Below are 15,729 nucleotides of genomic sequence, written 5' to 3' on the forward strand. Positions count from 1 at the left end.
TGTTATTCCCCTCTGAGCGTAGATTCAAAGTGATTAATTATTTGATTACGGATACGTTTGTTTCCTGTGAGTGTTTTCTTAGCATTGAGAAGCAGTTCAAGTTCTCTATAGTCAAAAATAATACTTTCGATATACTTCTCTATCTGGTCTAAGCCTACATCATGATCTTTCATGAATTTTGAAAGTACAATGTATCCTATAAACATCAATGGATGGCTCATAATTGGAGTTTTGCGCTTATTAGCGTCAATTGAAAACTCATCTGGATAACTACCAACCAAATAAGTAAAGAAATCATTGAGATAATTTGAAGTTTTAATCACGTCTAACTGTCTGTCAAAATGATACATGCGATCAATTGAGTAACTCATGATATCAAAGGTGGTCAACTCTCCAGCTAATTCATTAACAGTTGTTGATGAAGCAATCCGTTTCCCTATCTCTGACTTCCGCTGGAGAATGGAAACTACCTTGTCAGACATTCTTTCCTGTGCAAGTTCATCTCTTCTTTCTTTCTTCAACACGTTTATTGTATTGATCTGTCCAAAATACTTTTGAGCTGTCTCATGGTCATATGACCTAATGGAGAGTATCATATCTAAATCTAAATTAGGATTCATCTGTAAAGCTGCTATAGCACCTTGTAAGCGGTGGAATCCATCAAGTATAGTTATAACTGCCCCATCGTTAATAGTTAGCGTTCTAGAGTCCTCATAGTACGTCACAGGATCAACTTCTGTAGAGTACACGTTTAAGGTAATCATATCCTCAAAGTAGTGATTATCAGCCATTTTAGTTGCAATCCTCTTAACACTTGTCTTATTAATAATTGGTGTTTTGACGACTCCTCCAGACTGGTTAACTGTATATTTAGCACCACGTTGAGTTTCGTAATCGTACACAATCAATTGGCTTTCAGACATTTTTACTAAATCTGCAATCGCAATCTTGGTTATGTAGCTGTCATATTTAAGCATAGTAGTGTCTGAAAATGAAATAGGTAACTCCATTCTTTTCTGGACAATTAATTTAAGGTTATCCTGAGCATCTCTAATCTCACGTTTACCGAAAAGTTGATTTGGATCTAATTGTTCATTACCTGTCACACTAAACAAAGCTTGGCATACACCGTACAATATTGAAGCGTCAATTTGTGTGATGTATTGTGCAACGTACTCTTCTTTTTTCAGGAGTGAGTCAATTACTTCTACAGGAACATTAAGCTCAATGAGTTGATACTTGAATTGATACTTGAGACTCTTAGAGGTGCTTAATCCTTTGAGTTGAGTATTAATTAAATGCTCAATATCTGACCTGTCTATCTTCATGTACATTAGCTCCTTCCATACATATAGTATGGTATCACAATTACACTAAAATAACATGGTGTAGTTTAAATTTATAGGTGTCAGTTGATGACACTTTTTGAGTGAATTTTGCACTTCCATAATTCGGAACCACAGTGTCACCGAGTGACACGATTGTGAATGGATAGGATTGACTTTGTTGGAGTTTCGGAAGACACGATTCGTTACATCCGAATGGAAAATAAAAAAGCCCACTAAGGGGCTGTATTTGAGAAGTCAGGCGGTTTAATATTCATCAACTGATTCCATGTCGTTTCAAGTATTCCGGTAAATCCATTTGCGGATAACTTGTGTGAAGTTACATTGGGAATCGAGTAAATTAGTAAACCTATAATAACTGCTAAAACAATAATTCTTGGTAATTGGGTTGTGTCAAATCTAATGCGTATGGTATCCATCTCCCTTGATTGTATAGGGATATTATACCATTTACTCGAACTCACTTTCTACTCTGTACGTAACTGCCTTGAGTAGTATCTATTATGGGATTAATTTCAAATCACATCACATTCGAAATATGGTTACGCACCGTTTTCTCGCTGATGAATAACTGCCCTGCGATGTCACGCGTTGTTTTGTCTTGAACCAGTAATTCGAATACTTCGCGTTCACGGTGGGTCAACAAAAATTTGCTTTTATGATCGATACCCTTCAATGTTCACCCCTCCTTGCTCGGGTTGTGTTGGTGTAACAAGGTTAAGGGGATACAGTCAACTCATCTTATGTCAGGTCAAGGGCGTTGGTTCAGTTTTATAAGAAAAATGGGCAGTAATTTGCATACATCCCTCTAAAATAGTTGGTGCATAGTTCAAAAAATTATGTATTAATCAGTTATTGTTCTTCCAAGCCCTTTCGGTATAACTCCAACGCTTAAAAAACTCTTTCTCATCAATTATTGAATGATAAACAGGTTCAAGAAAAGAAACAAGAGCATCCATCACATCCTGAAATGCAAGTTGTTCTTCAACCCCTAAACGACGCAGAAAAGCCTGCCACTGTTTTGTCCGACCTTCATTTTCAGCAAATTCTTCATGAAACAGAGGATGCTCTTTTTCAAATATTGTGCCCCGTTGTTGGAAGGTTTCGGACACTGCCTCGTGAAGGATTCGACCATCAAAGTTGTTCGTTGTTAACAGCGTATAAATATCATAAAAATCCTTCATCCGACTATTCATCACAGATAATGTGATCATGGCTTCAAATTTTTCTGAAATGACGGATTCCCTCGAGTAGGCTTGAACTTGTGGTGCTGTCATATCCAGGAGAACAGGATATTCAATAAGCTGGGGCTTCGGGACCACCACATCACCAAATCCGATATCAAACTGCAAACTTTTTCTCATCCGCCCTAAAAGAGCAGTTACTTTAATTCTTACTCCCTCATAATCAGCATCTTCTTTAATTCTCTCCGTTGTCAGTTCATCCAACTGAAATGCAATACCATCCGTAGGAACCGCTATTGAGCAAATGGAGACAAACGACTCTCTTAATAAATCCAGTTCATTAGCAATCTGTCTGGCGAGAAAATCAACGTCTTTGGTTGGACGTGCCTTGAATTGAGTTTGTGAGAACAAAAACAACCCGCCCTTTAAAATGAATTTATCCCTGTACTCAGAAATGGATAAACGATATAAGAAACGCTCTTGAAAATAAAGCAACAGCAAGGTATCAAATGCTTTTCCTGATTTTTTAGCTATATTTTTCAAACGTTCAGAAACAGAGGCGGGAATATTTTTAATTTCACTCATTAGATCAGCACCTCCAGATACTTTTGCAAAACCGTTCGAATTCGTAGCTTATCAGCATAGGAGACAAGCCTTGTTATATTCTTGTGGGGGGATTGAAGGTAATTCCTCAGCCCTTCCTTCATCAAATCAATTCCAATTTTCTCACGATACCTCACCATATCACAAATTGTTTTCTCACGATCATAAATTTTAACTGCCGAGCCATCAATATAGACTTCATCAATTCCAATTTTGTATTGAGCATCTGCCAAATAGATTACTTTAATAGGAGGATAGTCTGGAAGCTTTGGCTTTTTACCGCCACGATGAATAGCAATCTGATATTCCCATGGATTGTAAGTTGTCAGTTCATAGAAGGAGAGCGCAGAGAGAAGACATATAACTCCTTTGGGAACAAGTTTGGATACCTCAACCATTTCATGGGGCGGTTCATTAAATTGACCAGACTGTCGGTAAATCCCCTGTTTTACCCGTTCAATTTCACCAGCGGACTCCAGTTTTTTTATGTAGTAAGGGGATACGCCCGCTTCTATAAAATCTTTTGTTCGAGCAAAACCATGCTGTTCTTCAAATACTCGCATTGCAGCAACTACAATTTTCTCGTTCATACACTCACCACCATTCACATTTGCGCGTGCATTTCTTGCCTTATCTGGATCTGTTCAGAATTTTCTTTCCAAGTTCATTCTAATCCATAACTATTCCACACCCTAATTTCAATCCCCTTTATTATTCACTAAAAACTCTGCACTTAGACGTAAGAGCAGAACATAATTCTTTTAGGAGCGCAAGAATATTAGATGGTACTTCATTTCGTTAGTCTATTTAGTCTATATGGAAGACAAATATTCTGAATTTATTGAAGAAACATTCAAAGTGAATCCTGTTGAGATCATGTAAAACAAACATGCCCCTGCAGCAGATGTTACCATCTGCGCAAAGGCACGCTTGTTCATGTCATGAAAAACTACCGATCCATTCGATTCATGACACCACCGTTGTGATTACGGTTCATCAGGCCATCGTCAAGGATGCCATCACGGTTATTCGTATCTGTTCCGTTCGTTGGGAAAATGCGCTCCACCATCGATTGGAACGTATCGATCATGCCACTAACGGGCTTACCGTTACGAATATCTGTGGCATAGTTCTCGACATGCTCCACAAAATCCGGATTGGCTGATACATATACATTCTCGATGTTTGGTGCAAACTGTTTGATTTTGGCTGAAATCTTACCCTTAATCTCAGCTGATGTGTTATCGTCCGAGCTATCTACACGTTGTCCCTCACTTTTCATACCATAATGCCCATCGTCCGTCCCACGTGCTTTGCCGCTGTTTGTCAGACCACGCATCATACCAACGGCGCCTGTGCCCATGGTTCCATAGATGCTGCGGTCATTCCCCATATGGCTGCGATCCGTTGCCGAATTTGTGTTCAGTCCTGGAGCAATTCCACTAGTGCTGTACGGAGACATTGTGCCCGTACCACCATTCACACGCATACCACCCATATCGTGATTCATGTTGCCCCCACGCATGGTATCACTGGCATGATTACGCATCTTTCCATTCAGCATGCTCGTACGACCATTGGACTTGCTCTCCAACTTGCCTGCATGACCATCTGCCAAACGAACCGCGACATAAGCATTACGATCCGTTAACATGACACGAGCGGATTTTACTTCCTTCATCTCCGTGATACGTTTTGCCAGCTCTTCACTGGATTTCAGGTCAGTCACATTGTGCATGCGATAACTTTTCGCACGGATTCCATCCATACCATTTGTTTCCACACCATAACGGTTAATGCCGTTGACTTGCTGACGAACACTTTGCGTATGCATATTGTTGGTATCCCGATTCGCGCCACAACCTGTCAAACCGGCCATTACAAAGATTGCAGTAGATAATGATAACGTAATAGCTGTTGCCTTTTTGACTGCTGGCATGTACTCATCCTCCAATGTTTGTTGGTTTTGGTCACAAAGATAGGATGCGCTTCTGTACGTACCGATATGCTGAAAGGATATGGTACCTTACCCTGTAGATTCAGGTATTCTGGTTTTGGTCTTTGTTTAGAAGTCTTTGGGTTTTGATCTGTGGACAGTGAAATTCTTCGCTATATAAAATAAAAAAAACAGTGCTGCTTGTTCGCAGCACTGCCTCGAAATCATATTTGCATCTCAACACAACAATATCACTTATCTTCCGCCCCACTCATTTCCCGTCTGTTGATGAGGAAGTCGTTTCGTCCTTCGGAGAACTCGATGACTCTTCTGAAGAAGTTGTGGATGCTTTAATTGTATCCGGGAATTTCTCTGCTTCCGTTAGACTTGTCGCATCCATGCCATATGCCCATTGACCATCCGGTGTAATGACCCAGATCTGATCCGATTCGGATGGCACCGTAAGTCCCCGATACACATCTCGAACTTGTTGCCCATTGACCGTCTGTTCGATAGACAGGGTGAATCGTGGAACCGAATTCTTTAGCTCGGAAGCTTTGCGCACATCATCTGCTGTCGACAAGTTTTTGATTTTGCCGATAAGAGATACGGCATCTGTGGCTTCAATCGTTTTTCCATTCAGTGTCCAGGTCTGTTCTGCCGCATCTTTCTCCGATGTCGATGTTAACATCCAGGTAGCTGCCTCACCCTCCCACTCCAGAGACCCAACATTTGTCTCATCCATGTTAAAAGGTGTAGTGTCCAACAAATCACGACGAGACAAAGCTATGCTGGTAATCGCCTCTGTCTGCACGGCAACCACAGGGCCCGAATCAACACGCACATAACGTGCATCATCTGCTGGAAGCTGGCCGCCAATAGCCAGTTTGATCTCCCGATTATCTTTGAGTTTGATATCCATACGTGTAGCATCAGTTCCTAATCCGTACTTATCCAGATCCGTCGGCGCTTCTTCCACCACCAGTTCCTGATTTGCACCACTCAGAGCATCCAGCCAGCTGCTTACACTGTAACCGTTCAGAGGATAGGCTTTTGGCTCAACCATGTGCCATACGCCATTATCAAGCGTCAGGGTCGAAGTTGCTGCTGTACCGGATGTCTCCTCCGTTGTGCCATGTATTGTAATGGATTGGATATCCCCGGATTGAATACCAAGCAACTTGGCTTGCACCGCTTCTTCTTCCCGAAAATAATTTTGACTGGCCGCGTACACCCAGCCCACAATTAGTACGATGACCACCAGAATTGTTGGAACCCATTTTCTCATACTCGTCTGCGCCTCCACCATAAGAGTACACCAATGATAACAAAGATGAGTGGGAATGCTACAATAGCCACGAAGAAAATCGTTCTGGCCTGTTCGCCATTCAGGTATGCCATCTCATACCCAGCTTGTACCCGTGGACGAATCGTCAATCCATTTTCTTTCTCACTCAAATAGTTTACCGTATTCAAAATAAAGTCCCGATTGCCACCATTCGCAATTTCCGAATCCTGCATGAAAATGGACGAGCCAAGAATAACCGCCTTCGGTTTACCATCCGTCGTATCGGCTGCATACCCTAATTCAACGGGTCCCTGAATGTCCTCTTCGGCATCATTGGTTGTTTCATTCTGCAATAAACCGCCGATATTTGTCTCCCCATAACTGTCATTCGAAGAATGAATTAACGGTGAAAGGGTATATTTATCCTGTTCTTTGCTGGTCAACGCAATCGACAGCGACAACATCGGATACAATTGGCTCGCAGCGAGTTTGTCCGTAATTGCATGTGTACCATACTCCGGCACCACCCAGAGTGGCCCCATCGTACTGGCTTGCTGATTATCCACCATGACCGCATGCTCATCAACGACGCCATAGTCAGCCATGAGGGCATCGATGTTTTTCCAACTGGATTTCATATCTTCTACAAATCCGAGGGATAATAACAGCTTGCCTCCATTACTCAGATATGTGCGAATGGCTTTCATTTCCGTATCACTGAGATCGCGTTGTGGGCCAATAATGGCGAGTACATCTGCATCTTCCGGAACCTTACCAGCTTGATTCAGCTGCAACTCTTCCGTCTGCACATTATTTTGTTCCAAGGAGGATTGCAGCGTAGTCATCTGAGCGAGACTCAACTCTTCATGTCCAGTCAAAAAGACCATTTTGTGCATCTCCGTGGATGACATATTCATGAGCGCCTGCGTAAGTTTTTCCTCACCTGTGAACTGATACGATCCATCACTTCCGTCACCTGTCGCGGTGAACAAACTGGCGATATCAATCACTTTGTGTTGATCTCCCTGCTCCAGCACAATGGAGCTGCCTGTTATGCCATATTTGGATGCAAGCGCAGGTTCCTGCGTCAGATTATATTGTTTTATTTTCAGCTTGCTATTGCGTTTCGTGTATTCCTCAACCATATCCGTGACCTCACGGTTCAGGACGGCGTTGTTGGCATTTTCAACCGTTAACACCAGAATGTTGACGTCATCCTTCACATTTTTGATCGCAGTAAGAGACTGGTCAGATAACGTGTATTGTTTGTTCGAGGTCAGATCCAGCTGGAAGCCGCCAAGTGAATTCAGGAACAGTGTTAGCAAAATAAAGATGCCAATCACCGCTACGGACAGCACGGTACTGTTGGTATGACTTAACCATTTTTTCATCTTCTCACCTCCACCGCTTCCGTTCCACAATTTGAATGCTTAACAGCAGAAACACACCCGAAAGGGTGACATAATACAAGATATCCGGCCCACTAAGCACACCTTTCATGAAGCTGTCGAACCGGTTGGTCAGAGCAAACGGGTCCAGCCACTGCTGTAAAACAGAACCTGTATTGCCTGCGAATGAATCAAGCATCCACAAAACGAGCAAAATAATAAAACCCGCCACCGCAGACACCATCTGATGCTGGGATAATGTAGAAGCGAACAGTCCAATCGCCATCATGCTTCCGCCCAGGAAAAATAACCCCAGCGCAGACATCCATACCGTCGTCATATCCAATGTCCCATAGAACGACATGATGAAAGGGTACACGAGACTGCACAGGATGAGCACGACCAGAATGGCCAGAGAAGCAAGATATTTGCCAAAAATAATTTCTGTTACTCGTGCCGGAGAAGTCAGCAACAATTCATCCGTTCCTTGTCTAAATTCCTCTGCAACCAGTCGCATCGTTAACAACGGCACGACAAACAGCAGCATGGACAACGTATCGCCTAACACGAGACGATAATCGACAATACTCGGCTGGTAATATACAAAGCTTGAATAGAACAGCAGACTGGTCATCAGTACATATACGGCAAAAGCAAAATAGGACGTTGGTGACAGAAAATAAGCTTGCAGCTCTTTATTGCATACCGCCATCATTCGTCTCATTTGGAGTCCTCCCCTTTGCGAGCTTGGGGCGAAGCATCGGCTGATGTACCAACTGATGTTCCCGATATACTCGACGAGTCGATGTCCGAAGTTACGTCCAGATCCATCTCTGCCCCAACAACCTTATCCACATCTGCCGAATTTGCGTCTGTGTCTGTTGCCTCGGTTGTGGTCAGCTTCAGGAAGATTTGCTCCAAACTCAGGTTCTCCTTTTTCATCTCCAGTATCGGTAATCCTGCACCTGACAAAAGGTAGAACAGCTCCTCCCGGAAATCTTCCGAGTTTTCTCCAGTAAGCAGCATTTTAACCGTATCCGCTGAATTTGAAGTAAGTGAAGTATCTTTGCTGGTACTCACATCCGACGCTTGAATGACTTCACTCCGCACCTTCTCCCATGGTGTCAGCACATTATGTAATTGCTCCGCAGTGGCCTTCACTTCAATCGACACCTTGAACTGATCCCCCATTGCTGATCCGAAATGCTGAGGTGAACCATCCAGCACGAGCTGTCCCTGATTGATGATCAACATTCGATTACAGAGCGTGCTCACTTCAGGCAAAATATGCGTACTGAGCAGCACCGTATGATTCTCCCCGAGTTCCCGAATCAGATCCCTAATCTCGATAATCTGATTTGGATCAAGGCCCGATGTTGGCTCATCCAGGACCAGCAGATCCGGCTTGTGAATAATGGCTCCTGCCAGCCCAAGGCGTTGTTTGTATCCTTTGGATAACCCACGTACCATTTGTCTTTCCCGACCCTGAAGTCCCAGTCTGCTAACCATCTCACTGACCCGCAGCTTAACCTCACGTGCCGGGACATCTCGCAAATTGGCTATGAATTTAAGATAGGACTGCACGGTCATATCCGGATACAGTGGCGGAGTTTCAGGCAGATACCCAATCTTGGAACGAACACGCTGACCCTGCTCATGCACCGATATCCCATCCACCATAATGGAACCCGCGGTTGGATGCACATAACCCGTAATCATACGCATCGTTGTTGTTTTTCCGGCACCATTGGGCCCGAGAAAGCCAACAATCTCACCACGTTCCATGGTGAAATCCAGTTGATGTACGCCGCGTTGTCCTTCGTAGACTTTGCTGACCTGTTTCACTTCGAGCACATCATTCATCCTTTCCCGTTAAAATACCCGTGCACCATCGTTCGTTATATAAATTCAACTGAAAATATTACACTTGCACTCCGATGACAGAATAACCTTCCGATCACTGTTATCCCCAGATTTTTTTGATTCCTTCATTTCAGAAGGAAAAATCCGCTGATAAAGGTGAACGCTTCGCTTCTTCAAGTTATTTCTGCCCTCTCCGTTATCGTGTAAATGTTATGTTGAACTTATGTAATAGATGATAGACACGGGAAGTTCCTTGTATATTAAGGGAGCTATCCTAGCCTCAGCTTAATGACACTTAAAAGACAGCTTAAAAATATTTGTCCAAAATGTGAACATTCTGACCAACACCCACACCCTGCGCTTAAAGCCAACGTAACATAGAGTACAGGAGAATGTGCTCCTGACCAAAAGTCAGAGGGTGAATCGTGTGAAAGTATTATTCACGTTTTATGTTCCGAGCGGTGGCGTGGATACGTTAAATCGACTGCGCACCGCTGTTCTGAAACGCCATGGCATTGAAGCGCACCTATTGTATCTCAGCACAGGCTCGGGATTACAGAACAACAGTGATACACCCATTTTCACCGCGTCCAGTGACGAGGATATCCATCATATCATCCATACTCATCATTATGATGCCATCATTGCCACTTCAGACATCGCTATGCCCGGCCGTTTGAGAGGACTTGGTTATACCGGACGAATTATTTTTGAAGCGCAGGGACTCGGAGCACGCGATCAAGCTCTGGAAACGATACAGATGGGTGTCCCATACCTCCAAGCTCATTGTGATGCTGCCGTTATACCTCCCACAGACCACCTGCTGGATATGTTCATTCATATCTGTCCCTGGCTTCATCGGTTTGTTATTCCCAATATGCTGGATACAGACACCTTCGCACCAATCTTGGTGGATACCCCACCCTATCCGGTGCTGGCTTGGGTAGGACGACTTGAACACAACAAAAACTGGCGTGAATATCTAATCATATCGAGTGAAATCGTCAAAAAAAATCCGGAAGCCAGACTATGGTTATTCCACGATCCAACTTTGGCTAATCCAGAAGATGAAGTCATGTTCCGGCACATGCTGGCAGAATACGGGCTTGAGGATCGGATTGGCATCTTTATCAATGTTCCTCATTCTCAGATGCCTGCATATTATTCCATGATTGCCGCTTCAGGGGGCATCATGTTATCCACTTCCCTGCTTGAAGGATTCGGTTATGCCGTCGCTGAAGCCATCTCTTGTGGCTGCCCGGTGCTCAGCACGGATTCGGATGGTGTGCGTTCATTTATCACACATAATAAGACTGGTAAGTTTTATCCAATTGGAAATATAGAGGCAGCTGTAGCCGAAGCAAGGGACCTTATGAATAACAAGAAACTGCGTGAGTATATTCGCATTCAGGGCAGACAGCATATGAGCTTGTCTTTTTCACCAGATCGATATGCCATTTCTTTCCGTGAAATGATGACAGCACTACGAATTTTCCATTGAGCATAGCAAAAAAGGCAGTTCAGCAAAATTTCTCTGAACTGCCTTAGTATGGTTTTTATGATTTTTATGGTTTTTATGGTTTTTATGGTTTTTATAAAATCTCAGTGTCCCATCATCATCGCGGGATCAGGCTTGTCGCCATTTTGAAGTTCTTCTTCCGGCATCGGCTTAGGTTTGCGCAGAATCAGACTGAGCAAACATCCGAACAATGCAATACAAGCGGCCAGGAAAAACGTATCATTGAAACCAGCCACCAAACCATGAACGATAGCGGTCGGCTCTGTACTCGTTGTATTGTCTGCGATTCTTGAAGTAAGGAAACCTGTAAGCCCTGCAACCGCAAAGGACACGACCACTTGCTGTGCAGCCGCCGTGAGCGGTGTCACCCGTCCAACCAACTTACGCGGAGCAGCATTTAATACATGCGTATTGAGTGGCATCATGGACAAGCCCATACCCAGACCCATCATGACCAGAGCCGTTATAATCAGGCCAAGACCTGTCTCTGCCGTAATGGAGGACAGAATAAACAATGCTCCCGAAATAATACCCAGACCCACGAAGGCCAGAGGTCTAGCACCGATTTTATCAAACAATCGACCACCAAGCGGCATACCCACTCCGGAAGCCAATGCCTGTGGCAGTAGAATCAATCCTGTTTCCAGTGCAGTGTAACCTTTGATCTGCTGCAAATAAAGCGGGATCAGGATCATCGCACCGAACAGCGCCACTTGTGACACCCATGCGAGAATAATTCCCCGTGAGAAATCAGATGATTTGAATACCCGGAGTTCGAGCAATGGATTTTGATGACGAAGCTCCACAATAATGAACAAAATGAGCGCTACACCACCCACAATGACACCCGTCAAAGTTGTTGCAGACGTCCAGCTCGTTCCACCCTCACTCACACCGTAAGCGAGCATCGAGAACGCAATTGGCGCCAGAATCATGCCGAGCAGATCCAGTGCAGGTGTGCGTCCACGATCTGTATCCGGCAAAAACTTGATACATAGAATGAAAGCTGCAATACCAATGGGCAAGTTAATCAGGAAGATCCAGTGCCAGCTCAGTGATTCAATAAACCACCCGGACAACACCGGACCCAATGCAGGGGCAAGCAGCATCGGAATTCCCAGCATCCCCATGATAGAACCTCTTCGCTCAGGCGGAGCCAGACGAAAGACCATTGCCATACCAATAGGAGCAACCATGCCTCCACCAAGTCCCTGAATAACACGGTAAATGATCAATTGCTCAGGTGATTGAGCGATCGAGCATAACACAGAACCCAGGGTAAACATGGCAATGGTGAACAGGAATACTCTTTTGGCACCAAAACGGTCCGTTAACCAGCCTGCCAGTGGAATAACTGCAGACAAAGCCAAGGTGTAACCCGTAACCGTCCATTGGATCGTTTTAAGATCCGTCTCAAAATATTGAACCAGATTTGGAATGGCCACGTTCACCACCGTGCTGTCCAGAATAACCATAATCATTCCGACGATAATTGCCAGGAGTGGCAGTATAATGGCTTTAAGCGAAAACTCTGCCGGCTCCTGGGGTACTGCTGTTTGTTCTTTCACGTTCTCCACACTCTTTTCCAGCCAGGAGATCGCAGGCTTAGCCATGCGTCTCACTCAGCCTATATTGACGACTAATTTCAAACTATCGTTTTAAATCTTCGTTTTAAACTTTCGTTTAATACTGATCTAATTCTAATGAAAATACCTTTGCTGTCAAGCTATTTTTTTAGACAATTCTACTATGGATGCACCACAAAAAAATGGAACAGGCACCTTCCCTGCTCCACACGTTGGTTAATCATGATTATGCAATGATGTCCATATCAATCTGCAAGCTTCATCATCTGATATTCTGACAGTATGCCCAATGTCTGACCGTGAATACTTCTGCAATATATTCGAATAACCAGATGCTTCGGTGAAGAACTGTTGCTGATGATCCTCAGTTCATAAGGCTCGGATGACACATCCAGATTATGAATGACCTGATTACCGCCCGCTCCCCCCGAATTTGACGTTAGGTGAAAAAGGTGTCGATACAGTTCTCCGTGAATACTGGCTCCACCAACAAATACATCCGTCCCTTCCTCGCCGCCCACATAGGCCAACTCCACATCCATGTACTTGACGGGAACAAATGTCTGTAACAGATTCTCATGAATCTCAAGTAAATATACCGCCACTGTAGATCCCTCCTTCGGAGCACACGAACCTTCCTGTACATAGGATATGCTTCCTCTCGTCCATTGCCATTTGCATTCACCCATTTTCGACCAATTACACGGAAATGCCCGACCTTCCGGTCCTCTTTTTTCATAGAATAAAAGGATAGAAGCTCGGCCGGTGCAGGCCGTGACAAGGAGGTCGCTATGAAAGTTCTGCTCGTTACGTATTGGGAGCTTACACATATGGGAGGCATATGGACATATGTTAAACAACTGGCCGACAGGTTAATCGCACTTGGTGTAGAGGTTGATATCATGGGCACAAATGGTGCCAATAACGAAGTATATGTTCGTAATCTGAACCGAGCTTTCTCCAAGGATAAGGTGTGGCCCATGTTGCAAGCCAAACTCAATCCGACTGATCTGCCACAATTCACTGCCGATCCTCTTCTCGCTTATTATGAACTGAATAGATATGCCTTCGAGATGGCAGCCGCTTATCTGGGAGTGGACCACTATGACGTTATTCATGCGCAAGATCCGGTAGCTGCCGTAGCCATAAAACGCATCTTGAACCGCAATATCCCACTGGTTACAAGCTATCATGGCGCTCTTGCACGCGAAGCCTTTTACGATGCACAAAATTCCAACCCACAGCTTACTCTCCCTTCATATTTGCAATCCAAGCGTGGACGTTATTTTCTCTCATTGGAAGAGCGAAGTGCAGCACAGTCCGAGCTCATTCTCGTGTCAAGCCACTGGATCAAGAGTACGCTTACAGAACTTGCCGTTCCTGAATCAAAGTTCAGACAGATTCCCTATGCTGTTGATCTGCCAGCCTACCGTGCCTCAGCAGCTGTGAAGTTCCGCCAGCGACCACCTGCGGGCAAAAAAGTCATTGCCTTTACCGGACGACTTGAATACATCAAGGGCGTTCATGTGTTAATCAAAGCCTTAGCCAGTCTGAAAAATAAACGTTCCGATTGGGTCTGCTGGATCGCAGGAGAAGGCAATCTAACCGATGAATTGCGTTCACAGGCCGCGTCAACGGGTATTGGAGCGGATGTTGTGTTCTGGGGCAAGCTGGACAATATTCCTTCCTTCCTGCGCCATGCAGATATCTATGTCCAGCCCAGTCTGCAGGACACCCAGCCGTTCTCCGTTACCGAAGCGCAACTGGCAGGTGTACCTGTTATCGTCAGTGGTACAGCCGGCATGCCTGAGATGGTTGACCCTGGACGCACGGGATGGGTTGTTCCTCCGCAGGATGTCGACTCGCTCCGTGAACTGTTGGATGCACTACTTGAGGATGATGTTACCCGGAGAACAGTGGGTGCGGCGGCGAAAGCCTGGGCTGAACAACATCGTTCACTGGAAGTGATGGGATTGCGTACATTTCAAGTCTACCAAGAAGCCATCTACAGAGGAGGACATACAATATGACGTTACTTGTACCAAGTGATCTATACAATCGCTGGTTTTCGACTCCAGTTTCCACACCTCACATCAACGTGGATTACGCTGTAATGAATGAATTGATGAAAAAGCTGCCTAAAGGATATATATTTCCCGATCCTGCATCCATGGCGATCATGAATTCAAAAGATTGAGTTGTCCAATGATATGCCGTCTTCATATAACATGCCGAAATATCAAACAAGGGGTGTCCCATCTGTCATATGAATGACTGAGGACACCCCTTTCTCGCTTCAAATGTGTTCTAACGGACCGAGCACACGCTATTACAGATCGTTTTAATCTGTCACCAACTTGGAATACACATTCAGATCACTGAACGTTTCGCCTACCCTCTCGTATGCTCTGAGGGTGCCTTCGTATGTGAAATTGAGCTTTTGCAATAGCTTGATAGAATTCACATTATCGGGGTCAACCTTTGCCTCAATACGATTCAGTTTCAAAGTCGAGAATGCATGAGCTAACAAAGAAGAGATCGCTTCCGTCGCATATCCTTTCCCCCAGTGTGATCTGGCAATGTCATACCCAATTTCTGCTTTAAGATTGTCAAAATCCAGTGCATTATAACCACATGAACCTATGATTTCGTTGGACTCTTGCACAAGGATAGAGAACCGAATGGCCTTGTTTTCCTGAGCAAGATCATTCAGAAGATTAATCATGGCTATAGCTTGATTTTCATCCGTAAAATGAGTGATATTCATAAATCTAGTAACATCCGGATCAGACCAAATCTTAAACAAGCTGGCCGCATCCGACACGTTCATTTTTCGCAAATATAACCGTTCTGTGTATAACTCTGTAATCAATACTCTTACCTCCATTAGTTTATTAATAGTTGGGTTTAAGATATTGATATCTGCGCATAGTCCAGTCCCTTCCGTGTATGAATCATTTCATTATACAGAGACTTCAGCAATCGATCACCCTTTGTGTCCACGTATCTGTCCATA

At 44.2% G+C, this 15,729-nt stretch carries 14 protein-coding genes and 1 pseudogene; 3 read left to right on the plus strand and 12 right to left on the minus strand.

Annotation, left to right across the window (positions count from 1 at the left end):
- Positions 1 to 2 precede the first annotated feature (2 nt).
- The 9 genes and pseudogenes from PAEAM_RS28180 to PAEAM_RS28220 form a co-directional block, all read right to left on the minus strand.
- A complete protein-coding gene (locus PAEAM_RS28180; RefSeq protein WP_165790087.1) occupies positions 3 to 1,328 on the minus strand; it encodes a DNA sulfur modification protein DndB in 1,326 nt (441 codons plus the stop codon).
- Positions 1,329 to 1,869: 541 nt separating this feature from the next.
- Positions 1,870 to 2,022: pseudogene (locus PAEAM_RS28185) on the minus strand (LuxR C-terminal-related transcriptional regulator); the annotation flags it as partial.
- Between the two features lie 172 nt (positions 2,023 to 2,194).
- The gene (locus PAEAM_RS28190) at positions 2,195 to 3,115 is read right to left on the minus strand and encodes a nucleotidyl transferase AbiEii/AbiGii toxin family protein (protein ID WP_100529708.1); all 921 of its coding nucleotides are present in this window, start codon (positions 3,113 to 3,115) and stop codon (positions 2,195 to 2,197) included.
- On the minus strand, positions 3,115 to 3,723 hold the full coding sequence (locus PAEAM_RS28195; RefSeq protein WP_076211329.1) for a type IV toxin-antitoxin system AbiEi family antitoxin domain-containing protein: 609 nt from the start codon (positions 3,721 to 3,723) through the stop codon (positions 3,115 to 3,117). Before PAEAM_RS28195 ends, PAEAM_RS28190 begins: the two co-directional genes overlap by 1 nt.
- Before the next feature lie 359 nt (positions 3,724 to 4,082).
- On the minus strand, positions 4,083 to 5,072 hold the full coding sequence (locus tag PAEAM_RS28200) for a YhcN/YlaJ family sporulation lipoprotein (protein WP_100529709.1): 990 nt from the start codon (positions 5,070 to 5,072) through the stop codon (positions 4,083 to 4,085).
- A 268-nt stretch (positions 5,073 to 5,340) separates the two neighbouring features.
- Positions 5,341 to 6,357, minus strand: coding sequence for a DUF4340 domain-containing protein (locus PAEAM_RS28205; RefSeq protein ID WP_165790088.1), 1,017 nt, complete (start codon positions 6,355 to 6,357; stop codon positions 5,341 to 5,343).
- Positions 6,354 to 7,748 (minus strand): GldG family protein, encoded by a 1,395-nt coding sequence (locus tag PAEAM_RS28210; RefSeq protein ID WP_100529711.1) that lies wholly within the window; start codon positions 7,746 to 7,748, stop codon positions 6,354 to 6,356. The genes PAEAM_RS28205 and PAEAM_RS28210 overlap by 4 nt, the downstream gene beginning before the upstream one ends.
- 4 nt (positions 7,749 to 7,752) lie before the next feature.
- Positions 7,753 to 8,469 carry an ABC transporter permease subunit gene (locus tag PAEAM_RS28215; RefSeq protein WP_047841224.1) on the minus strand — a complete coding sequence of 239 codons (717 nt, stop codon included), beginning with the start codon at positions 8,467 to 8,469 and terminating at the stop codon, positions 7,753 to 7,755.
- A complete protein-coding gene (locus PAEAM_RS28220) occupies positions 8,466 to 9,599 on the minus strand; it encodes an ABC transporter ATP-binding protein (RefSeq protein WP_100529712.1) in 1,134 nt (377 codons plus the stop codon). Before PAEAM_RS28220 ends, PAEAM_RS28215 begins: the two co-directional genes overlap by 4 nt.
- A gap of 436 nt (positions 9,600 to 10,035) precedes the next feature.
- Here PAEAM_RS28220 and PAEAM_RS28225 point away from each other — a divergent pair, with 436 nt between their 5' ends.
- Complete coding sequence (locus tag PAEAM_RS28225) at positions 10,036 to 11,109, plus strand: glycosyltransferase family 4 protein (RefSeq protein ID WP_243391494.1); 1,074 nt, start codon at positions 10,036 to 10,038, stop codon at positions 11,107 to 11,109.
- A 101-nt stretch (positions 11,110 to 11,210) separates the two neighbouring features.
- Here PAEAM_RS28225 and PAEAM_RS28230 read toward each other — a convergent pair whose 3' ends face one another.
- A complete protein-coding gene (locus tag PAEAM_RS28230; RefSeq protein ID WP_243391495.1) occupies positions 11,211 to 12,740 on the minus strand; it encodes a DHA2 family efflux MFS transporter permease subunit in 1,530 nt (509 codons plus the stop codon).
- 218 nt (positions 12,741 to 12,958) lie between these two features.
- Positions 12,959 to 13,318: a hypothetical protein gene (locus PAEAM_RS28235; protein WP_076253288.1), complete on the minus strand. Its 360-nt coding sequence runs from the start codon at positions 13,316 to 13,318 to the stop codon at positions 12,959 to 12,961.
- Between the two features lie 186 nt (positions 13,319 to 13,504).
- Between PAEAM_RS28235 and PAEAM_RS28240 the strand changes: the two genes are divergently transcribed.
- Positions 13,505 to 14,743: a glycosyltransferase family 4 protein gene (locus tag PAEAM_RS28240; RefSeq protein ID WP_076319755.1), complete on the plus strand. Its 1,239-nt coding sequence runs from the start codon at positions 13,505 to 13,507 to the stop codon at positions 14,741 to 14,743.
- Positions 14,740 to 14,910, plus strand: a complete 171-nt coding sequence (locus PAEAM_RS32045) for a hypothetical protein (protein WP_164783209.1) — start codon at positions 14,740 to 14,742, stop codon at positions 14,908 to 14,910. Before PAEAM_RS28240 ends, PAEAM_RS32045 begins: the two co-directional genes overlap by 4 nt.
- Before the next feature lie 144 nt (positions 14,911 to 15,054).
- Here PAEAM_RS32045 and PAEAM_RS28245 read toward each other — a convergent pair whose 3' ends face one another.
- The gene (locus PAEAM_RS28245) at positions 15,055 to 15,585 is read right to left on the minus strand and encodes a GNAT family N-acetyltransferase (RefSeq protein ID WP_100529714.1); all 531 of its coding nucleotides are present in this window, start codon (positions 15,583 to 15,585) and stop codon (positions 15,055 to 15,057) included.
- Positions 15,586 to 15,729 lie beyond the last annotated feature (144 nt).

The organism is Paenibacillus sp. GM1FR (assembly GCF_002803315.1).
Lineage (GTDB): Bacteria > Bacillota > Bacilli > Paenibacillales > Paenibacillaceae > Paenibacillus > Paenibacillus amylolyticus.

Excerpts from the sequence above, each read along its gene's own strand:
- PAEAM_RS28195 (WP_076211329.1), bottom strand. The coding sequence starts at position 3,723 with ATGAACGAGAAAATTGTAGTTGCTGCAATGCGAGTATTTGAAGAACAG.
- PAEAM_RS28215 (WP_047841224.1), bottom strand. The coding sequence starts at position 8,469 with ATGAGACGAATGATGGCGGTATGCAATAAAGAGCTGCAAGCTTATTTT.
- PAEAM_RS28190 (WP_100529708.1), bottom strand. The coding sequence starts at position 3,115 with ATGAGTGAAATTAAAAATATTCCCGCCTCTGTTTCTGAACGTTTGAAA.
- PAEAM_RS28210 (WP_100529711.1), bottom strand. The coding sequence starts at position 7,748 with ATGAAAAAATGGTTAAGTCATACCAACAGTACCGTGCTGTCCGTAGCG.
- PAEAM_RS28180 (WP_165790087.1), bottom strand. The coding sequence starts at position 1,328 with ATGAAGATAGACAGGTCAGATATTGAGCATTTAATTAATACTCAACTC.
- PAEAM_RS28230 (WP_243391495.1), bottom strand. The coding sequence starts at position 12,740 with ATGGCTAAGCCTGCGATCTCCTGGCTGGAAAAGAGTGTGGAGAACGTG.
- PAEAM_RS32045 (WP_164783209.1), top strand. The coding sequence starts at position 14,740 with ATGACGTTACTTGTACCAAGTGATCTATACAATCGCTGGTTTTCGACT.
- PAEAM_RS28240 (WP_076319755.1), top strand. The coding sequence starts at position 13,505 with ATGAAAGTTCTGCTCGTTACGTATTGGGAGCTTACACATATGGGAGGC.
- PAEAM_RS28200 (WP_100529709.1), bottom strand. The coding sequence starts at position 5,072 with ATGCCAGCAGTCAAAAAGGCAACAGCTATTACGTTATCATTATCTACT.
- PAEAM_RS28205 (WP_165790088.1), bottom strand. The coding sequence starts at position 6,357 with ATGAGAAAATGGGTTCCAACAATTCTGGTGGTCATCGTACTAATTGTG.